The organism is Sulfuricurvum sp. (assembly GCF_028681615.1).
Classification (GTDB): Bacteria; Campylobacterota; Campylobacteria; order Campylobacterales; family Sulfurimonadaceae; genus Sulfuricurvum.
On record NZ_JAQUHV010000002.1, the window covers coordinates 101,529 to 122,361 of the forward strand.

General features: G+C 46.0%; 20 protein-coding genes and 1 tRNA gene. 10 read left to right on the forward strand and 11 right to left on the reverse strand.

The features are described 5' to 3' along the window. Nucleotides 1-58 precede the first annotated feature (58 nt). Genes PHE37_RS03715 through PHE37_RS03735 form a run of 5 tightly spaced genes read right to left on the reverse strand, consistent with a single transcriptional unit; the run spans nucleotide 59 to nucleotide 6,030 of the window. Nucleotides 59-496: a prepilin-type N-terminal cleavage/methylation domain-containing protein gene (locus PHE37_RS03715; protein WP_299993618.1), complete on the reverse strand. Its 438-nt coding sequence runs from the start codon at nucleotides 494-496 to the stop codon at nucleotides 59-61. Continuing rightward, nucleotides 493-930, reverse strand: a complete 438-nt coding sequence (locus tag PHE37_RS03720; RefSeq protein ID WP_299993617.1) for a hypothetical protein — start codon at nucleotides 928-930, stop codon at nucleotides 493-495. Before PHE37_RS03720 ends, PHE37_RS03715 begins: the two co-directional genes overlap by 4 nt. After that, the gene (locus PHE37_RS03725) at nucleotides 930-1,817 is read right to left on the reverse strand and encodes a prepilin-type N-terminal cleavage/methylation domain-containing protein (RefSeq protein WP_299993616.1); all 888 of its coding nucleotides are present in this window, start codon (nucleotides 1,815-1,817) and stop codon (nucleotides 930-932) included. Before PHE37_RS03725 ends, PHE37_RS03720 begins: the two co-directional genes overlap by 1 nt. After that, on the reverse strand, nucleotides 1,817-2,464 hold the full coding sequence (locus tag PHE37_RS03730; protein WP_299993615.1) for a type II secretion system protein: 648 nt from the start codon (nucleotides 2,462-2,464) through the stop codon (nucleotides 1,817-1,819). The genes PHE37_RS03725 and PHE37_RS03730 overlap by 1 nt, the downstream gene beginning before the upstream one ends. Beyond that, nucleotides 2,461-6,030: a LamG domain-containing protein gene (locus PHE37_RS03735; protein WP_299993614.1), complete on the reverse strand. Its 3,570-nt coding sequence runs from the start codon at nucleotides 6,028-6,030 to the stop codon at nucleotides 2,461-2,463. Before PHE37_RS03735 ends, PHE37_RS03730 begins: the two co-directional genes overlap by 4 nt. A gap of 145 nt (nucleotides 6,031-6,175) precedes the next feature. Here PHE37_RS03735 and leuA point away from each other — a divergent pair, with 145 nt between their 5' ends. Then, nucleotides 6,176-7,843, forward strand: coding sequence for a 2-isopropylmalate synthase (gene leuA, locus PHE37_RS03740; protein ID WP_299993613.1), 1,668 nt, complete (start codon nucleotides 6,176-6,178; stop codon nucleotides 7,841-7,843). A 48-nt stretch (nucleotides 7,844-7,891) separates the two neighbouring features. Here leuA and PHE37_RS03745 read toward each other — a convergent pair whose 3' ends face one another. From PHE37_RS03745 to PHE37_RS03755, 3 genes are all read right to left on the reverse strand, one after another. Next, nucleotides 7,892-8,230: a hypothetical protein gene (locus PHE37_RS03745; protein WP_299993612.1), complete on the reverse strand. Its 339-nt coding sequence runs from the start codon at nucleotides 8,228-8,230 to the stop codon at nucleotides 7,892-7,894. Nucleotides 8,231-8,618: 388 nt separating this feature from the next. Then, nucleotides 8,619-8,882 carry a DUF2442 domain-containing protein gene (locus PHE37_RS03750; protein WP_366881103.1) on the reverse strand — a complete coding sequence of 88 codons (264 nt, stop codon included), beginning with the start codon at nucleotides 8,880-8,882 and terminating at the stop codon, nucleotides 8,619-8,621. Beyond that, a complete protein-coding gene (locus PHE37_RS03755) occupies nucleotides 8,839-9,075 on the reverse strand; it encodes a DUF4160 domain-containing protein (protein ID WP_299993610.1) in 237 nt (78 codons plus the stop codon). Before PHE37_RS03755 ends, PHE37_RS03750 begins: the two co-directional genes overlap by 44 nt. A 164-nt stretch (nucleotides 9,076-9,239) precedes the next feature. Between PHE37_RS03755 and alaS the strand changes: the two genes are divergently transcribed. The 7 genes from alaS to PHE37_RS03790 all read left to right on the forward strand — a co-directional run bounded on the left by alaS (nucleotide 9,240) and on the right by PHE37_RS03790 (nucleotide 16,919). Further along, complete coding sequence (gene alaS / locus PHE37_RS03760) at nucleotides 9,240-11,789, forward strand: alanine--tRNA ligase (protein ID WP_299993643.1); 2,550 nt, start codon at nucleotides 9,240-9,242, stop codon at nucleotides 11,787-11,789. A gap of 93 nt (nucleotides 11,790-11,882) precedes the next feature. Then, the gene (locus tag PHE37_RS03765; RefSeq protein WP_299993609.1) at nucleotides 11,883-12,419 is read left to right on the forward strand and encodes a hypothetical protein; all 537 of its coding nucleotides are present in this window, start codon (nucleotides 11,883-11,885) and stop codon (nucleotides 12,417-12,419) included. 4 nt (nucleotides 12,420-12,423) lie between these two features. Then, entirely contained in the window at nucleotides 12,424-12,969 is a 546-nt protein-coding gene (maf, locus tag PHE37_RS03770) for a septum formation inhibitor Maf (RefSeq protein WP_299993608.1), read from the forward strand. After that, nucleotides 12,969-14,075 carry a pyridoxal phosphate-dependent aminotransferase family protein gene (locus PHE37_RS03775; RefSeq protein ID WP_299993642.1) on the forward strand — a complete coding sequence of 369 codons (1,107 nt, stop codon included), beginning with the start codon at nucleotides 12,969-12,971 and terminating at the stop codon, nucleotides 14,073-14,075. The genes maf and PHE37_RS03775 overlap by 1 nt, the downstream gene beginning before the upstream one ends. A gap of 4 nt (nucleotides 14,076-14,079) precedes the next feature. Further along, nucleotides 14,080-14,778 carry an ATP-binding cassette domain-containing protein gene (locus PHE37_RS03780; protein ID WP_299993607.1) on the forward strand — a complete coding sequence of 233 codons (699 nt, stop codon included), beginning with the start codon at nucleotides 14,080-14,082 and terminating at the stop codon, nucleotides 14,776-14,778. A 26-nt stretch (nucleotides 14,779-14,804) separates the two neighbouring features. Beyond that, nucleotides 14,805-16,766, forward strand: coding sequence for a penicillin-binding protein 1A (locus PHE37_RS03785; RefSeq protein ID WP_299993606.1), 1,962 nt, complete (start codon nucleotides 14,805-14,807; stop codon nucleotides 16,764-16,766). Nucleotides 16,767-16,844: 78 nt separating this feature from the next. Beyond that, a tRNA-Gln gene (locus PHE37_RS03790) sits at nucleotides 16,845-16,919 on the forward strand. 13 nt (nucleotides 16,920-16,932) lie between these two features. On the opposite strand, the gene PHE37_RS03795 is transcribed toward PHE37_RS03790, so the two are convergent. From PHE37_RS03795 to PHE37_RS03805, 3 genes are all read right to left on the reverse strand, one after another. Continuing rightward, nucleotides 16,933-17,490, reverse strand: coding sequence for a DedA family protein (locus tag PHE37_RS03795; RefSeq protein ID WP_299993605.1), 558 nt, complete (start codon nucleotides 17,488-17,490; stop codon nucleotides 16,933-16,935). A 147-nt stretch (nucleotides 17,491-17,637) separates the two neighbouring features. Further along, nucleotides 17,638-19,611 carry an excinuclease ABC subunit UvrB gene (gene uvrB, locus PHE37_RS03800; RefSeq protein WP_299993604.1) on the reverse strand — a complete coding sequence of 658 codons (1,974 nt, stop codon included), beginning with the start codon at nucleotides 19,609-19,611 and terminating at the stop codon, nucleotides 17,638-17,640. A gap of 61 nt (nucleotides 19,612-19,672) precedes the next feature. After that, the gene (locus tag PHE37_RS03805; protein ID WP_299993603.1) at nucleotides 19,673-20,140 is read right to left on the reverse strand and encodes a DUF2721 domain-containing protein; all 468 of its coding nucleotides are present in this window, start codon (nucleotides 20,138-20,140) and stop codon (nucleotides 19,673-19,675) included. A gap of 143 nt (nucleotides 20,141-20,283) precedes the next feature. Between PHE37_RS03805 and PHE37_RS03810 the strand changes: the two genes are divergently transcribed. Beyond that, a complete protein-coding gene (locus PHE37_RS03810; protein ID WP_299993602.1) occupies nucleotides 20,284-20,556 on the forward strand; it encodes a hypothetical protein in 273 nt (90 codons plus the stop codon). Then, a complete protein-coding gene (locus PHE37_RS03815) occupies nucleotides 20,553-20,774 on the forward strand; it encodes a hypothetical protein (protein ID WP_299993600.1) in 222 nt (73 codons plus the stop codon). The genes PHE37_RS03810 and PHE37_RS03815 overlap by 4 nt, the downstream gene beginning before the upstream one ends. The last annotated feature ends 59 nt before the right edge of the window (nucleotides 20,775-20,833 follow it).

Sequence of the window (20,833 nt, forward strand, 5' to 3'; positions counted from 1 at the left end):
TGCCCTGCTTGCCGCGTTTTTGTTGGTACGTTAAAACGATAAAATTAATAATTAAATTTTAGTTATTGCAGGGGATTATAGCATAACCCGTTCCACTAAAGAGGCGAATAGTGCTGTTTTTATCACCATTGTTAAAAAAAATATTTAATGGGGAGTGTATTAATGTATCCAATGTTACCGAATTGCCATCATGTGGACGGCCTTTAGCGTCAAAACAAACGGTTGTTACATTGGGTGTCATGGTTATGGCGGATTTGATCTCATGTTTCGGTGCATCGTCGCTGGAGAGGGCTGATGGGGTGAGGGTGACACACCCTGATGGATCGAGTGTGTCATTCCCCATCGCGCGGTAGCGAGCCTCTTTGAGTTTGAGAAGCGTATACTGAGCATCCTGACGGGTGTAATCGGGGCGGCTCATGTAAAATCCGATACCGGTGAGGACTCCGATGAGGACAATGACAAAGATCAGTTCAATAAGGGTAAAAGCACTTCTCATGGTCGTTGCAGGCTCCTTCGTTCGAGTCGGATCGGATGGAGAATCTTGGTGTTGGTGCTATCGGACGTCACAATGACACGCATGCTGATCATTCCGTTGGATTCTTCGGATTGGATCGGGGTGTATGCAACATTCGAACAGGTGCTGCCATCGGCTAAATAGTAGCGTTCTATCGTTACGTTGGCATCAAATTTCCCATCCGATGAGCGGACGGTAAGGCTGCCGAGACAGCTTCCGCCGCTGCGGTCATAAGCACTGATCCGCAGTAATGCCGCTTCGGTTGCACTTTGTAGAAACAGCTCGGCCTGTTCGCGCGTGTAGCTGTCGGCGTAGTGTTTGGCTCCCAGTGAAGCGTAGCGCATTGTGATTGTAACGATTCCACCGATAAAGAGGATGATGAGAAGTACCTGAGGCAGACCGAATGCGCGGCGCATTAGAAGACCACCTTTTGTTTGGATAATCGTACCAGATTGCCTCCGCGAACACTGCGGTTTGTATCGATGGCGAGGCGGATCGTACCGTTGATCATTTGGGCGCGGAAGGCATTGACGTTGGTGGAGAGTATACTCACTTTACCGGCTTGGTTGGCAGTATCGGCACAAAAGCTTTCCCCCTTCCATGGACGGTAATCGTCAAAGAGGAATAACGTATTATCCAATGCGGCGTTGCTGATTCCCAGAGCCGTGATGCATGTAGCGTTTTTTACAGGGAGATGTTCTCCGCGTACAACGGCATATCCTGTATCGACTAGGTTGTATTTTTCATAAATGGTCGTTGGAGGAGTCACATTAAATACAATCGTATTATCGGACGTCATCGAAATCGGATAAACGTTTGCGTTACCCTCGTCAAAACTTCCTGAAAAGACAAGAGCAATATCATTATTAGCCCAGTTAAAACTTCCCCATTTAGCGGTTTGGGTATTCTCGATAGCGGTTTTGGAGGTGTCGGGAGTATAGAGGGTGGCAGTTGCATAATTGGAGCGGTTCATATCGACAAAACTGCTGTAATCCCCCGCAAGGTAGCTCTCACTTGCGAGACCGTTCCACTTGAGTAAAGTTTTGGTGTAGAGTGTCCCATCAAGAGGTTCGCAATGTCCGTTTGTATCACACCCTTGTACTGACATCGGAGCCCGATCGTATAAGAGGATACTGATCTGATCAAGCGCCGTTTGCGAATCGATGGAGAGAGTCGTGAGTATTTTCGCTTTTTCGCTTCGTAATGTAATTGCTTCGAACGCTTTGAACATACCAACGGAGAGGATCCCCGTAATGGCAATCGTGATGATGATCTCGATAAGGGTAAAAGCGCGACGTATCATCAGTTCCAATTCCGTGAGTTGATTTGGATATTCCCGATATTAAATGAGTGGTATTGCAGTGCGGTGATACACCCTTTGTGCTGGCTGTCGCTTCCATACCCGACCCGAACGAGAACGTATTTGGTATTGGAGGTTTGGTTTGCTGCTTTGGGGTTGGTGCTTAGAACAGCAGTTCCGATTGTGGCGGGATCATCAACATAGAGTACGGTTGTCCCGATTGCAAAGAGCCCTTTTTTGAGTGTTGCGGAGCAATTTTTGTCAGCCGTGAGATTGGTGTCGTGATAGTCGTCGATATCGTTGCTTTCTGCATCTTCTTTTCCTATAGGTCCGGCATTGTAGGCAGTGGTTTCGATGCAGTTGCGCCCCCCTATGAATCCGCCGATACGATAACCGGACGTGAGATTGCAGTCGTAAGCCGGATTTCCTGCAGTAACGTTTAGGATTTGGGAATTTTGGGTGTTGTTGTTATCCCACGGCAGATTGATAATCATCCCAATCTGAGCCATAGCATCGTACATCGCCTCTTCTTTGATCGTCGTTTGGGTGCTTTGGTTCATCGACATTACCAGTCGAGGGATGACGGTAAAGACGATCCCGATGATCACCATCGACAATATCAGTTCAATTAATGTGAGACCTTTTCTCATCGAAAGAGTTTTACCCCTTTGTTGGTGATGTTTTTGGCAGGGGTCATATTAAAATCACTTCCTTCAAATGTACCGCTATTGACACCTTTGAGTCCACCGCTTATATCGGTATAGTCATAATTGAAACACGGGTGTTGGCTGCATTCACTACCGAGGGCATAACTGTAATTGTATTTGGAAGAGTACCACAGCCATTGAGGGATATCCAAATGGACGGTCTGATCATGAGCTGAAGTCACGGTGACTTTTTGCAGCCCGTCGATAGGCAATGAAGAGACATCGATATCATTTCCTCCGGCGATGAATCCTCCTTGTATGATATTCCCCACTTCAGCGGAGTCGTGATTGAGGTTTCGGTACCAGTGGAGGATATTTTGGGGCATTCCGCTCACATATCCAGTTGTGACAGTGCTATAGACTTCAAACTCGATAGGATTCGGTGCGGAAGCTTCATTGGTCGTAATATCATAGGCACGTACTCGGCCGTAAATGAAAGTGGCATTTTTATCCAGTCCCGAAGCGTTAAGATCGATTACTCCACCATTGTAACTTGTCTTGATATCCTTCAGCGTCAAGATAAAAGGGTTATACGGGAGGCTTGGTGAGCGAAGAAAATTAAATTTGAGGGAAAGGTTGGCATCTCCATTTTTAAACGAACTGTTTGTGATCGAAAAATACTGAGTATTGAACAGCGTTACGTAGCTTCTGTTTGTATCGGCAATCGCAGAGGTAGATCCGGTCGAGGCGCGGAGTGAAACGTTTACATCTGATGGATAGGTCCCGGCAGCAGTGAAATAGTACCCCTGCGGCACCGTTCCACCTGCACAATTGTCACTGAAGTTTTTAGTCACCGTGACACTGTCTTTGCTTAGTGCTTCGATTGTGGTATTTATTTCGATGTTCTGGGTACGGCTAGAGTCGAGATAGAGCCAGTTGAAGGGAGTAGAAAGAGGCGTTTTGAAACTGTTCAGGGTTGTTTTGAGTTCATAAGGGTTGATTGTGAGGGAAAGAGTTGCGTTGACGTCACACCCCAACCGTCCAAGACCGTAACTATCGAGTGCCGTTGTATTGCTGTTGGCGATACAGTCCCATGTTGTACCGGTTTGATCCGTCTGTGTCCATGTGTTGTCCTTGGCAAACACATTGATAGATCCAATGTCACGGGCCGTGAGGGTAGAGCTGTTTACGTCAGTGGCAAACACAAGACTGTATGGCTCGATCGCGGATAAAAATGTATTTTGGGTTGTACAGTTGGAATTGGGACTTTGGAGTGCCGTTGTAATACTGGTTATGCCGTTATAGTTTCCGCCTCCGTTTTGAGCTGACATGGTGACGCTTTCACCGGCTTTGATGGTCGAAGCAGAGAACGAATAGCCTGAAGGGCGGATAGACATTGTATCGCTGGAACAGTTGAGTTCACTGGCATTGGTTTCAACCATAAGTTTGATATTGGAATAGGCTTTTGTTGAATTGAGGGAAGGGATTGTAATCATCGGATTTGTTTGGTTGATATCAATAGAACCGCTCCATAAAATCGGAAGTCCTGTTGATGTAGCTGGACATGTTGCCCCGTTAACTGCATAGATCTTGGTGATCTTACGAGAGGGAATGTCTCCGGCATTGGTACATGCGACGGTAGCATTGACGTCGAATGCGATGTTGGCAATACGGGTATGGAGGCGATTACTTGGGGACATTGCCGGATCGATGCGATGATAGAGGTCGTATTGGAACGTGGTGCATTCGGATGTTCCACAAAAGGTACACGTACGAAGAGTGGAACTATTGTAGTTATATCCTGATGCTTCATTCGTGTAAATGGTGCTGATGTCCGAAGGAGATAGGATGTAATTGAAGATTTTGACTTCGTCAAGGCTGCCCATTAAATATTTGGGTGAACCGCCGGTGTCTTCGATTCGGCCGAGAGTGCTAAAAGCATTTCCTATCGTTCCGGTTCCTCCGGTTCCTGTCGCGTTCAGATTGCCATTGATGTAGATTTGCAGTTCACCGCTGGAAGCATCCCGTGTCAGGACAAAATGTCGCCATGTCCCGTCATTAATGGCAATCGTTGATTTAGCTTGAGTTCCGTCACCTTTTGCATTGAACCCGATTTTTCCACTGTTGTCAATCCAACCCCAAAAAATGTCGTTTTGACCTCCCGATTGTTCAATACCGATGATGCCAGGAGCAAGCCAGTTGGTATTGTTTCCGACTTGAGTCGTATTAAGCCAGAAACTCAGTGATGAGGTATCTCTGAGGATGTTTGCTGCGGCAGCTGGGATTGTGACATATTGGCTGGTCCCGTTGAGTGTCGTTCCCCGGCAAATTTTTCCCCCCGATACGGTGGTAAGATTGTTGAATGCGGTGCCGTTGTATCCGTTTCCACTCGAGTCCAGCACATCAGCAGACGTACCGCTCCACGAGCATTCATCGAAACGGTAGTCTGAAATCGGAGAACATACAGAACAGCTTCTGGGCGATCCATCCCAATTGTATCTGTTGGCCTGATTGGTATAGAGTGATTGTATTTGGGATGCTGTGAATGCACTGTTAAAGACGGTCATCTCATCCATGATACCCTGATAATCGTAAGTTTTATCAAAATATAAATGTGAAAATAGAATTAACAAAGAAGAATAGGAATATCTTTGTCCCAGAACTAATTGATTTGAGTCGATGTTTAATGACCCTGTCGGATAAGTTTTACAACTTTTTTGTGAACCGTTGATGTAAAGACATACATTGCTTCCGCTACGTGTTAATGCAATATGATCCCAGGTGCTATTGGTGAGCTCATTCGTGTTCAGAGAAAATGTTTGGGATGTGTCTTTGACAGAAACTCCGAGCTGATTGTTGCTGTTCAAATACACTCCAAATTCGTCTACAAAAGGGTTTAATAGATTCAGAGGTGTTGCCCGGACACCATCGATGATTTGCTGTCGTCCTCCTGTGCTGGAAGCTTTTATCCAAAAGCTGAGTGTCAGATCGCTGACACCGGATAGAAGACTGGACGGAAGATTGACGTAATCAGTGTTTCCATCAGTTGAGAAATCGCCTCCCTGGCAGACTTTTCCGCTGTTGACGAGGAGAGAATTGGCGGTTCCGGTATACGTTCCTCCCTGATCGGTGAATGTATCGGTACTGTTCCAATGGCATCGGTCCATCCGGTATTCGGCTCTTGGAATGATTGGTGTAAATGTGGCTGAAATGGTATATGTCTGTTTACCGTTTCTCGTGTTATACACCATGAGATTCACATCTCCTGGAAACATGAAAGAGTACGTTGCATTTGTGACCCCTCCGCTGCTGGTTGGACAGGTAGCGGAGTTTTGAGATCCGCTAAAGGCTACATTACCGGTAATGCTTATATCCAAGCGTCCCGCTGTTGTGGTATTAAAATAGAATTTGTCTGTGTTTCCGTTCCCTGAAATACTATCCGACTGCGAATAATTGTAAGTTGTGGAAGTAGCTGAAAACGTATACCTAAAGTTAGGAGAACAAACATCATCTCCAACTCCGGTTGAATAGGCGATAGCGATGAGCAACAGCAGCCGAAATATACTCATTGTTCTCTTTCCTTATTTGGACGATTGGTGTTCTTATTATAATACATTTCGTCCCTAATATCGGTAAAAGCCCTTTTCGCTATAATCACGCCACTCATTTGCATTCAGCAAGGGCAATGAGAAGAGATTACTATAGGAGTTTCGTATGAAACACGCATCCGCGGGCAAATACCGCCCTTATCCACAAGTTGATTTGCCAAACCGAGTTTGGCCATCTCGTACCATCACGCACGCCCCAATCTGGTGCAGTGTCGATCTTCGCGACGGAAACCAGGCGTTGATCACACCGATGAATTTGGATCAAAAACTTTCTCTTTTCAAACTCTTGCTGAAACTCGGATTTAAAAATATTGAAGTGGGATTCCCGTCCGCATCGAAGGTCGAATTTGACTTTTTGCGTACCTTGGTAGAGCAAAAATTGATTCCCGATGACGTGACGGTTCAGGTTCTCGTTCAGGCTCGGGAACACTTGATCGACAAGACGTTCGAAGCATTGGCGGGAGTCAAAAAAGCGATCGTCCATTTGTATAATTCGACGTCGGTCGCCCAGCGCAAGATCGTGTTCGGAAAAGAACAGGACGAGATTGTCGCATTGGCACTCGAAGGTGTCGATATGGTCAAAGCCCGTGCGGAAAAACACGACGGCGAGATCATGCTTGAATACTCTCCGGAGAGTTTTACGGGGACGGAGTTGGAATTTGCTGCCCGTATTTGTAATGCCGTGACGGATCGTTGGGAAATCAGTGCAAGCCGAAAAGTGGTGATCAACTTGCCTGCGACAGTCGAGATGGCGACACCGAACGTGTATGCCGATCAAATCGAGTGGATGAGCCGTCATTTGACGAATCGTGAGCACGTATTGATCTCGACGCACACCCACAATGACCGCGGAACCTCGGTTGCGGCGACGGAACTTGCATTGTTAGCAGGGGCAGACCGTGTCGAGGGGACATTGCTCAGCAACGGCGAGCGTACCGGAAACGTCGATATCATCACCTTGGCATTGAACATGTACACCCAAGGGGTTGATCCGGAGTTGGATTTCAGCGATTTGGAAACCGTCGTTCGCATCGTCGAAGAGTGCACCGATATGAAGACCCATGAGCGTCATCCGTATGTCGGAGAGTTGGTCTATACGGCGTTTTCAGGATCGCACCAAGATGCGATTAACAAAGGGTTGGCGTATCAGCGTGCCAAAGAGGATGCGTTCTGGGAAGTGCCGTACTTGCCGATCGACCCTCAGGATGTCGGCCGCAATTACGAGGGGATTATCCGTATCAATTCCCAATCGGGCAAAGGGGGCGTAGCCTATGTCCTCGAAGACAAATTCGAGTACTCGCTTCCGAAAAAAATGCATCCGGAAATCGGACGTATCGTTCAGCAGGTGACCGATGAAGCTGGGCGCGAGCTTACCGCAGATGAAATTTTAGAAATTTTCGAGAAGACCTATTTCGGCGAACCGCACGACATCGAGTTTGTTGATTATTCGGTCATTTCGGAGAGTGCGAAAGACAAATTGGTCAAATGTGTCCTCGAATATACCCATAACGGTAAGACGATCCGAAGCGAAGGACAGGGGAACGGTCCGATCGATGCGTGTAAAAATGCCCTGATGCAGGAGTATTCGCACAATTTTAAAGTCCTCTCCTACAGCGAGCATTCGCGAGGGGAGCTTTCCAGCGCCGAAGCGGTCGCTTATATCGAGATCCAAACGGAAAGTCTGGAGAAATTTTTCGGAGTCGGATGCGATAACGATATCACCGTTGCTTCGATCAAAGCGATGTTCAGCGCTCTCAATCGGGCATTTTCGTAACTATTCAGTCATTCCCAATTATATTGGGAATGATAAACTCTTTAATTGTCAATTTTCTATCGAAGTTTTAGTCATTCCATATTGATAATCAGCACATGCTTCAATTCCTTTTCCATCTTTTTTAAAATCTTTATCATAGCCATCTTTTAAATAGGTCAAAATATTTGTAAGATTCTTGATAGGCTCATTTAGTTTAAAATTAGTTGTAATCATAGGATTTGGATAAATTGGAGTATTGTTTTTAGAAGGTTCAGGTTTAATAATATTTTTCCGAGCTGCTCTAAGATGTGTATATAGAGTATTAATATGTAAATATACAAAATGAACATCCTGCAGTACATCATTATGAGAAATTGATACAATTTCCTGACTTTTTAACTCGTTCAACAGTTTCTAAATATCTTCTACACTATCAAAAATTCTATCAAGATCAAGATAAGTAATTTTCTCTTTGGATTTTTCATTTTCTAGTGAAATCAATCTCATTTTAATTAAGCATAATTGAAAAATGTATTTCTAACCTGATTTGAAATTTCTCGCTTTTTTATATTGATAGTAGTGTCAATATTTAAAATAACGGAATATGAAGCAAGAAGTGCAGAAGTGAGTATGCCAAACGCACCAATCAAAGATAAGTTTTCTTGCCAATTTTGGTATATTAAATACGATAATGATAACAATTAATATTAAAGCAAGACTTCTCAGTAGCATAATAATTGTGCTTGTTGGTATTCTTAGAAATAATATTTTTTGAATTTTTTTCATTTATTGCAATTTACGACGCAATCAGTGGAAACCGTTCAGGATGTTCGATAATATCAACGGTGAGGTCGATATCTAAATCTGGCCAGTATAAATGACCGTTTGAATAGCTCTCGACATTAGCAATCTTGGCTATAGAAGCGTCTTTAAACCACGGGAATGTTTCAAAAGACATAAATAGCTCTTTACCATCAGTTAGAATCCATACGCCGTTAGGGGAAATGTTGGTGATTTCAGTTTCCAAAATGTGCCTCCCAAGCTTTTTTAAATAAATCAAAATTTTCGATTGTCATTGTTTCAATCTCTTTCAAACGAACATTTGAAAGTTTATAACTCGTTGCAATTTCGACAGTCGGTTCAAGCCAAAGCTTTGCTTCGCCGTCAGGACAAATGACGTGGATATGCATACGTACCTCTTCACGAGAAAAAAAGAAAAAACGGTAATCTTTAATTTTCAGAACGGTTGGCACGCTTTATAACCTCATTTAATTTTTTATGAAATATAGTTTAGCAAAAAAGTGACAAAACAAGGCTGAATAGATATTAATCAGCTACAAGTAAAAAGCTTATTCTTTATTTAACCCCTTCTTCGCTATAATCGCGCAATTTTTACCAGTATTGTGAGTAAACCATGATGGATGTCCGCGAAGCCTTTTTGGCCTTTTTTGAATCAAAACAACACGAACGTGCTGCGAGTTCTCCACTCGTTCCCGATGATGCAACCTTGCTTTTCACCAATGCGGGAATGGTACCGTTCAAGTCGATCTTTACAGGTGATATCCCAATCCCTGCCAATCCGCGTGCGACCAGTGCGCAAACGTGTATCCGTGCCGGCGGTAAACATAATGACCTTGAAAACGTCGGTCATACGGCACGTCACCATACCTTTTTCGAGATGCTCGGAAATTTCAGTTTCGGCGATTATTTCAAAGAAGAAGCGATTGCCTATGCATGGGAATTCGTCACCTGCGTTATGAAACTTCCGGTCGAAAAACTCTGGGTTACCGTTCACGAATCCGATGACGAAGCCGAAGAAATTTGGAAAAAACATATCGCAGCGGATCGCATCATGCGTCTTGGGGATAAAGACAACTTCTGGCAGATGGGAGATACCGGACCGTGCGGACCGTGTTCGGAAATCTTCATCGATCAGGGTGCGGAACATTTCAACGGGCCGGAAGATTACATGGGGGGAGACGGCGACCGTTTCCTCGAAATCTGGAATCTTGTATTTATGCAGTATGAGCGTAATACCAAAGGCGAATTGAAACCGTTGCCGAAACCTTCCATCGATACGGGAATGGGATTGGAACGGGCTACGGCTGTTCTCGAAGGGGCGTTAAGCAACTACGATTCTTCCCTCTTTATGCCGATTATCAAAAAAGTAGAAGCTCTCATCGGAAAACCGTATGTGTACGCGACCGGTGCATCGTACCGTGTAATCGCCGATCATATTCGTACGGTTACGTTCTTGCTTGCGCAGGGGACGAACTTCTCTAACGAAGGGCGCGGATATGTTCTTCGCCGTATCTTACGACGTGCGGTTCGTCACGGGTATTTGCTCGGATTTACCAAACCGTTTATGTTTGAAGTAGCCGACAGTGTTGCGGAACTCATGGGGAAACAATATCCGTATATCGTAGAGAAACTTTCCGTCCTAAAAGAGCAAATCATGCTCGAAGAAGAACGCTTCTTTAAAACGATCGCATCCGGAATCGAACTCTTCAACGAAGAGCTCAAAAATACCAAAGAGACGTTCAGCGGTGAGGTGGCCTTTAAACTCTACGATACATTCGGATTCCCTCTCGATTTGACCGAAGATATGTTAAAAGAGAAAAATCTCTCTCTCGATGTGGAGACGTTTGAAACACTGATGTCCGAACAGCGCAAGCGTGCGAAAGCGGCGTGGAAAGGTTCGGGGGACGCTCATGTAGAAGGGGATTTCAAAACCCTTCTCGAAACGTTCGGTGTGAATACGTTTATCGGATATGCTTACACCAAAGCGCCGGTTAAAGTTCAAGCCCTTTTAGGGGAGAATTTTGAACGGGTCGATCAATTGCATGCACGTCAAAGCGGATGGGTGCTTCTCGAAGAGACTCCGTTTTATGCCGAAAGCGGCGGACAATGCGGTGATAGCGGTACACTCGGCGATAAAGCGGTTGTGACCGATACGAAAAAATTCCACGGGTTGAATCTTTCCCATATCGAGACCAAAGAAACGATCAGCGTCGGTGATACGGTCGAAGCGATCGTCGATCCTTCGCGTAACGAGATTGCCAAACATCACTCGGCAACGCACCTCTTGCATTCCGCATTGTATGAGATTTTGGGCGAGCATATTTCACAAGCGGGTTCATTGGTCGAGCATAACCGTCTTCGTTTCGACTTTTCTCATCCAAAAGCGATGTCGCATGAAGAGATCGCATTGGTCGAAGAACGGGTCAATTATCATGTCTTCCACGCGTTGGAAGGGATGACGAGAGAAATGAGCATCGACGAAGCGAAAAAAAGTGGTGCGAAAGCGCAGTTTGGTGAAAAATACGGCGATACGGTACGTGTCGTCAATTTCGGTACCGCTTCGGTCGAGTTCTGCGGCGGTATCCACGTTGATAATACGGCAACAATCGGAACGTTTGCCATTGTAAAAGAGAGCGGTGTAAGTGCCGGTGTCCGCCGTATCGAAGCGGTGTGCGGCAATGCGGCGTACAACCTCTTCAAATCACAGCGTCATCTTCTCGAAGAGGTCGAAGCATCGGTTAAAAACCGCGATGTATTGGCCGGAATCGAGCGGCTGAAAGAGCAAGTCAAAACGCTCAAGCATGAAATGGCGACATTGGCATCGAGTGCGAAAGAAGAACTGAGTGTGACTATGATGGGTAATACCGCTGTCGTTGTTGCCGAACTCGGAACGGGTGATATCAAAGAACGTATCGATGAGCTTAAAAATCAGCATGATTCGGTTGCGGTGATTTTATTCCAAGTGAAAGACGATAAAGTTCTTTTGGCTGCCGGAGCGAAGAACACGACGCTCAAAGCGGGAGATTGGATCAAAGCAATCGCACCTATCCTCGGCGGAGGCGGAGGCGGTCGTCCTGATTTCGCGCAAGCGGGCGGAAAAGATGTCACAAAAATCGGCGATGCCAAAGAAGCGGCATTGGCGTACGTGACCAAGGAACTTAATTAAATTCTGCCTCGAACGAGGCAAGCTTCAGTGCCAAAGCGGCTAGCGTAGCGTAGCGGGGCTTTGCTCCGTTATGCGTTTAAAAGGAAACTATTTATGAAAGAATTTTTAATCGAAACGTTTGCACACCATCGCAATCTAATCATTTTTCTCCACATCATCAGTGCGGTTATCTGGGTCGGCGGAATGATCGCCGTCCGTTTTGCAGTGCATCAGTCGTTGGCACTTATCCCTGATCCGAAACTCCGATTGGAACGATCCGCTCATGTTTTGAAACGTCTCTTTACGATTGTATGGCCGTTTGTGATCGTTTTGATCATTACGGCTGTCGTGATGGCGGTAGGATTTCAATTTCGTGCAGCGGCGATGGATGCTTCCGGAAATGTGATTAACGAATACATGATGAGCGTCTACAATACCGTCCATATCAAAGAAGCGATCTGGCTCATCATGTCGATTAATCTCGGTGCGATGATGTTTCGTCGTCGTAAGGCTGAAATTGCATTGCGTGAAGGCAATCTGGACGAGGCTAAAAATATGCTCGGTTTGATTGCCAAATACATGGTACCGGTCAATATTGCTCTGGGCGTAATCGCTATATTTATTGGTGTCGTCCTAAGAAACGTCCATTAAATACATGCTGCGTCTCGCTTCTGCTTCCATCACCCGCGCGGAACTCTTAAACGCTGCGGGTATCTCCTATCTGCAAGAGTCGGTCGATTTCGATGAAGACTCTATCGTAGCGCCTACACCAAAGAATTTTGTCTATCAGGCAACACTCGGAAAATACAAAGTCAATCTGGAAAAGTTCGGGTGCAGTGATTATCCGTTGCTTGTTGCCGATACGGTGGTTACGGCTCACGGAAAGATCTTGCGCAAGGCCAAAGATGAAGACGATGCCCGTCAAATCCTGCAGATGCAAAGCGGTTCGGATGTCGCCATTATCACCTGCATGATCTATAAAACTCCCCGTCTCGAATTGATCGATATCTCTTCTACCCATTATTTTTTTAATGTGTTTGACCCTGAGTCGATAGAGCAGTATATACAAAGCGGAGATTGGCGGGGCAAAGCGGGAGCCTGTATGGTGGAGGGATTCTGTAAGCCGTATATCCGTGAAGTGCGTGGGTTCGAGAGTACAGCCATGGGGCTTTGTGTCGAAGTATTAAAGCCGTTTTTATGATGAAAAACCCTTATGAAAACGAACTGAAAGCACTCAAACGTGCCGGCCGTTTCCGCGGACGGAGTGTAAGGGATGAAACATTGATCGATGCGGCGTCCAACGACTATCTGGGATTGGCCCATCATAAAGAACTCCATCTAAAAGCCTGCGCAACCCTTTCTCAGTACAACGATCATGCTCCGAAAGCCTCCATGCTGGTCAACGGCTATCATCCGATTCATCGTCTTTTTGAAGAGGCTTTATGTGCGGCCAACGGGTTTGAAGCGGGGATCGTGATGGGGAGCGGCTTTAATGCCAATATCGGCCTTATCGAAGCCCTCGTTCGCAAAGGCGATGTTTTGCTGATGGACGAAGAATATCATGCCAGCGGTGTGGCAGGGGCACGTATGTGTGAGGGGGAAGTGATCTTTTTTACCCACAATGATTCCGGATCGTTTAAAGAGGCATTGAAACGTGCCCACGGCAAGCGGACGATCGTTGCCGTTGAGGGGATCTACTCTATGGGGGGCGATCTTGTACCGCGTGAGATTATCGAACTTGCCATAGAGCATGAAACGATTTTGATTTTGGATGAAGCGCACAGCAGCGGGGTAATCGGGGAACATTTGATGGGGATACTCGATCATTACGGTATCGCCCCGACCCCGTTAATGATCAAAATGGGGACATTAGGCAAAGCGTACGGAAGTTTCGGTGCGTATGTTCTCTCATCCAAGCATATTAGTGAGTATCTGATCAACCGTGCCAAAAATGTCATCTATGCAACTGCACCCTCGCTTTATGATACGGCGTTGGCACATCACTCGCTGGACTATATCCAAAGCCATACTCAAATATTGCAGGAGCAAATCGTGCTTCGTCAAAACATTATTTTAGAAACGCTCGGTATCGAATGTGCCGGTCTGATCGTCCCGATTGAAATCGGGGATAATCACGAGGTGATGCGGTTGCAGGAGCAGATAAAAAATGAGCTGGGGATGCACGTCGGTGCAATCCGTCAGCCGACGGTCAAAAAAGCGATACTTCGCCTCATTGCGAGACTCGATATCGATGCGGCTCTTTTACGCCGGGCGTGTGAGAGATTAACGCAGATTTGGGTAAAATAGCGCGATGAATATCATTGCGATTGATCGGCTCAAAATCACCCATAATGATACCGTTTTGGTGGATCTGTCGTTTGAAATTCGGCGTTCATTGGCATTAGTCGGGCAAAGCGGGAGCGGTAAATCGCTTACGTTAAAGGCTCTTTTGGGGATGTCGGATACGAGCTTGAACATTCTTCTGGAAAAACGATGTGATTTTGAGTGGAGATTGGGCAAATCAGTGGCTCTTGTTCCTCAAAATCCGTTCACGGCATTATCGCCGTTGACTCGAATCAAAGATCAAATGTTCCTCCCAAAAGAGCGCAGTTTAGAACTCTTTTCCCTTTTGGGTCTGGATGTGGTATTGCTGGATCGATTTCCGCCTGAACTCTCAGGGGGGCAGTTGCAGCGAGTCGTTGTCGCGATAGCTTTGGGCTCCTACCCGAAACTGCTGCTGCTGGATGAGCCGACAACCGCACTCGATCCCGCCTCAAAAGAGGTTATGATTACGTTGTTAAAAACATTACAAGATAAAATGGGATTCAAGATGCTGTTTGTCACTCACGACATGGGTGTGGCGTCGGCATTATGCGAAGATATTTGTGTGATTCGCGAAGGGCGCATGATCGAGCAGGGGGTGATCGAAGAGGTGACCCGTTCTCCAAAAGAGCGTTATACCCAAGCGTTAATCGACGCCGAGTTTAAAACCAGAGGATTCAGACATTGATAGAAGAACTGCCGCTAAGGAAGAGAATGAAAAAATATATATTGATCGGGCTTGGAATTATTGTACTGGTTCCAGTCGTTTTTTTAGGGTACATCATCTACTCTTTTGAATACGAAACGAAACGCCTCATCAACTATCAACCCCGCTTAACGACCGAAGTATACGATCGAAACGGGAATAAGATCGCAAACCTCTTTAGCGATGAACATCGTTATTATGTTTCATACCAAAATATCCCTCCTATGCTGACGGAAGCTTTGTTGGCTATTGAAGACACCACTTTCTTTGAACATAACGGTGTCAATCCCGATGCCATTATGCGGGCGATCATCAAAGACGTAACCTCAGGGCATTTGGTTGAGGGGGCCAGTACCATCACTCAGCAGCTCGTTAAAAATACGTTATTAACCCGTGAGAAAAAATTCTCCCGTAAGTTTAAAGAGGTTTTGTATTCGATCCGTATTGAGCAGGAATTGACGAAAGAACAGATTCTGGAGCGTTATTTTAATGAAATTTATTTGGGGCACGGATACTACGGTATCAAAACAGCTGCAGACGGGTATTTCCGAAAACCGCTGAAAGAACTGAGCCTCAAAGAGATGGCGATGCTTGTAGGTTTGCCGAAAGCACCGAATTTTTATTCTCCGACCAAAAACTATGAACTTTGTCTGGGGCGGGCAAACCGTGTTGTCGGGCGAATGTACGAGTTAGGCTGGATCGATCAGCCGACGTATGAAAAAGCGACTCAAGAGCGTCCGAAAGTCTATAACGATACGTTGAGCAAAAATTCCGGCCCTTACATCATCGATGAGGTTATGCGTCAGCTCGGTGATGCATTTCCGGATATCCGCAGCGGCGGATATAAAATTTATACCACCATCGACATGCGGCTTCAGGAAGCGGGTTACAAGGCTCTCCAATCCGGACGCAATGAGATCATAAAACGGGCACAGGATGCGGGCGATTTGGATGAGAATATGCAGCGTCAACTGAATGGGGCTCTTATCAGTCTCGATCCGCGCAGCGGGGAAATTTTAGCGATGGTCGGAGGGTATGATTACTCTTTAAGTCCTTATAACCGTGTAACTCAGGCAAAGCGCCAACCGGGTTCGGCATTCAAACCATTCCTTTATCAGGTTGCATTGGACAGCGGTATGTCTCCGGCATCAATGGTTCCGGATATTGCCCGCACCTATACGTATGCAGGCGACGACGGTGAAGAAAAAACATGGCAGCCAAAAAACTATAAGAATGAATACAAAGGGATGGTTACGATTCGTGATGCATTAACCCATTCCCGTAACTTGGCGACGATCAATATGGTCAGTGATATGGGATTCTCAAAAGTTATTGAAGGTTTGAGACGTTTAGGCATTAGCGAAAATTTACCGCCTGACCTTTCTATTGCATTGGGGACAATTTCCATCTCTCCGATCGATCTGGCAAAATACTACACGATGTTTGCCAGCGGAGGGACTTTGACGAACCCGATATTGATACGTGAGGTTATTACTCCGACCGGACAAACCCTTCGGTATGAAAATAAGAGCCGTCAGGTTGATACTCCTCAGCAGATTTATCTGATGACTTCGATTCTAAAAGACGTCGTTACTCGCGGTACGGGGACGGGAGCACGTGTCGGAGGGATAGAGATAGCGGGTAAAACCGGAACTACCAACAAAAACGTTGATGCATGGTTTGCGGGGTATTCCCCTACTGTTGAGACGGTAGTATGGTTTGGACATGATGATAATACGCCGATGCGCCGCAGTGAAACCGGCGGACGTGCAGCAGCCCCTGTTTTCCGTTATTACTACGAAGATTTATTGCGAATCTATCCTGATACCAAACGTTCTTTTGATCTCCCTGCGGGAGTGTATCAAGCTCCAACGGATCAAAACGGCAGTGAAAATTTCACTGATACCTCTGCCGCTCCGGATGCAACTCAGGAAGAGACTCCGAAAACGGATGAAAAATTAGTATTCTAACGAATAGTACAGACTAAAATGGGCACGCTCATTTTAATCTTTTTTAAGGGGATTTTTTTTAAAATCCCACTCTCACATTGGGGTATCGCCAAGCGGTAAGGCAACTGGTTTTGGTCCAGTCATTCGGGGGTTCGAATCCCTCTTCCCCATCCACCTTTTTTTCCCTTTATTTTTTAGTAGCTGCAGAGAGATAGAACCATACGCTTCCGCCAATAACAATGAGCATTACCGGTGCCAAATACGGTTTATCCGCAATCACATTGTATCCCTCGATTAACGCTCCCCCGAAAAGATAGCTTCCTCCTCCGACGACAACAGCCCAGATTGCCGCACCGAGAGCATTATAGGCGCTGAATTTCCAAAAATCGTATTTCGTCAAACCGATAGCGAGAGGAACAAGTGTTTTAAGCCCGTAGATAAATTTCTTGATGACAATAATCCATGAACCGCGCCGTTTGAGAAGCAAGTGCGAAAAGGCCAGTTTTCGGCGGTGTTTTCGGAAATGTTCCATCATCTCTTTTTTGTGATAGCGGGACATGTAAAACATGAGGGAGTCTCCGATAAAGTTAGCGGCAAAAGCGATTGCTATCGAAAGGGATAAATCCATTTTTCCCATAAAACTGAGTACACCCGCACCGATCAAGGCAACCATTCCTCCGCCTAGAGAATATAGGAATACAACGAGATATCCATACGTTGCGAGGTTTTTTAACATATCATCCATAATAAAATCATTCCTTTTTTTTAATTGATTCCCATAATCCAATACATAGAGTAGCTCCGAAGGCAGCAGTGCCGAGAGGAGCGTGCGTTTTTGGATTATGGTATGCTCTTTTGGTACTTTTCTGGCTAAACAGAAAAGTACAGAGAGTTATAACTTACGAATTTTTGCTATTTCATCTCGCAGCCGTGCCGCCTCTTCAAACTCCAATTTCTTAGCCGCTTCTCTCATTTTGAGATTCAACTCTTCGATCAGTTTTTTCCGTTCCGCAGCAGGAAGTGTTTTCGCCTTTTTAGAGCGGTTGTAGAGATCGCCTACATCTTCGAGTTTGAGATTTTCATCGAGAGAGCGTTTGGTTGTTGTCGGCGTGATCCCGTGTTCCGTATTATAGGCTTCTTGTATAGCACGCCGTTTGGTCGTGGTACCGATTGCACGTTCCATCGATCCCGTAATCTTTTGGGCGTATAAAATGACGTGTCCGTGTTCATTCCGAGCCGCACGGCCGATGGTTTGGATCAGAGCGGTTTCAGAGCGTAAGAATCCCTCTTTATCGGCATCCAAAATCGCGACAAGGCTTACTTCGGGAAGATCAAGCCCTTCTCGTAAAAGGTTGATTCCGATAAGGACGTCAAAGTCTCCGACACGAAGCCCCCGAATGATCTGGTTGCGTTCTATCGCATCGATCTCGGAATGCATATACTGCACTTTGATCCCCAGATCGGCGAGGTATTTGGTGAGGGCTTCGGCCATTTTTTTGGTGAGTACCGTGACAAGGACACGATCGCCGAGAGCAACCGTTTTTTTGATCTCGTCATGCAGATCTTCCACCTGATTTTCAGAGGGCTTGATGGTGATGATCGGATCGAGCAGTCCGGTCGGTCGGATGATCTGATGGGCGAGGGTGGTGCTGACATCGAGTTCCTGTGCGGAAGGGGTCGCCGAGACGAACATATAGTGGGGTGCTTTGTTCATAAACTCATCGATCATCAACGGACGGTTGTCCAATGCGCTCGGAAGTCGGAACCCGTATTCGACGAGTACCTCTTTCCGGCTTCGGTCTCCGGCAAACATTCCCCGAAACTGAGGGAGACTGACATGGCTCTCATCGACGATAATGAGATATTTGTCGTGATGGAGGGCAAAATAATCGAGGAGCGTATAGGGGGCTTCACCCGGTTTTTTGTCGGTCAGATGGCGGGAGTAGTTTTCGATCCCCTTACACATCCCCGTCGCTTGCAGCATTTCAAGATCAAACTCGCATCGCTGTTTGAGACGCTGAGCTTCGACGATTTTCCCCTGCTTGTCGAGTTCAGCCAACCGTTCTCCCAGCTCGTCTTCGATCCGTTTGATGGCGCGGGAGAGTTTCTCTTGCCCGACGGCAAACTGGCTTGTAGCGTAGATAGTGATAGTTTGAATGCTCTCAACCACAGAATTCTTCAGCGGTTCGAACAGAGCAAGACGTTCCACTTCATCCCCGAAAAATTCGATTCGCAGTGCCTGATCCTGCCAGTAGGGGGGATAGATATCGACCACTTCGCCGTTGACCCGAAAGTGACCTCCGTCAAAATAGCTATCATTGCGGGCATATCCCATCTCGACGAGGCGTAATAGGAGTTTCTTCTGGCTGATCTCATCGCCGATACTTACGACCTGCACCATCTTCTCGTACTCTTCAGGATCCCCAAGCCCATAGTTGGCGGAGACGGAAGCGACGACAATGACGTCGTCATAGCTAAGAAGATTGGCGGTAGCCGAGAGGCGCAGCCGTTCCAGTTCATCGTTGATGGAACTGTCTTTTTCGATAAATAAATCCTGGCGGGGGATATAGGCTTCGGGCTGATAATAGTCGTAGTAGCTGATGAAATACTCGACATGATTTTCGGGGAAAAACGAGCGGAATTCGCTGTAGAGCTGTGCCGCCAATGTCTTATTATGGGTCATGATGATGGTCGGCAGCTGAACGCTTTCGATCACCTTCGCCATCGTGTAGGTTTTACCGCTGCCCGTAACCCCTTCGAGGGCGACATAGCGTTCACCGTTTTTGATACCGCTGCTAAGCGCGTCGATGGCAATGGGCTGATCACCGGCAGGTTGGTAGGGAGTATGGACTTTAAAAACCGGCAATGAATGACCCTGAAATAGTTTAGTTTATAGTAGCCGAATTATAGCGGAAAACCTGTTGTCATTATGGTTTACAATTGATAGACTCTTTGAGGGCTATGGTTTCCGGAAGCTCAATCCAAAGTGCCTTCAGGGAGAGATCAAGGTCGTATATGAACAAAAAGAGCGAGAGGATCAAGCTGATGATACTCGCGATGAACAAGGTTATGAGGAGATACGTCATATTAAAATGATACAGTGCCGATCCAAACAGAGCGATGATGATAAATGAAACGAGTAAAACACTCAGGACGGCCAGAAAGTTGCTATTTCTAATGATTTTTGCTCTCAAAGAGAGGATTTTCAGTTCCGATAATATGCGCTCAAGATCTGTACCTGAAGAGCTGCGGTACTCAACGGAGAGTTGACGCGTCCTGTCGACGATGCGTCCGAAGCGGTTAGTGAGGCTCAAAATGATTAAGCCGATTCCGGAAATAAGAATGACCGGACCGATGGCCAATTGTAACGTTCCGATGAGATCCGCCAGTAACATAAGAACTCCTTTTACGCGTAAACATGGATGCTTCTTTTCAGATATTCACGGGCAGATTATAGCCCACATTTTATGGGCTATGCCTGCATCCTGAGCTAAACTGTGTTAGAATTATAACAAGACTCTATACCCCAAGGTTAATCATGTTATTTAATCCTACACCATTGGAAAAATTGGCCACACTTGTTACGGATTTGATTGAAAAACAAACTGCGCTTCAGGCCGAGCTCGAAACACTTCGAAGCGAAAGTACGTTGAGCCGCAGTAATGAACAAAGTAAAGATGCTGAGATTCAACGTCTGCACGGTGCCCTTGCTTCTAAAGATGAAGAGATCAAAATGTACGGTGATGAACTCGCCGCCAAAGATGCGGAAATCGAAGCAATCGTTTCAAAAATCGAAAGCTTGCTTGGATGAAGACCAAAATAACCCTCACTCTTAATGCCAAACGTTATGACATTGATGTAGAGGAAGATTTTGCCCGTTTTTTGAGCGAGCAGATGAAACAGGATTTTGAATTTTACGGAAACAATGATATCAAACTCCTTCTTCAGGCTTATGTCCGTAAAAGCTTCGCTCTGTATGAACAAGAGAAAGAAATTTCCGGATTGATCGATCGTCTCCAAAATTTTTAATACACTCCACAATCCCTTCACAATAACTTTTTATACTGCTCTCATCAAAAGGGAATCTC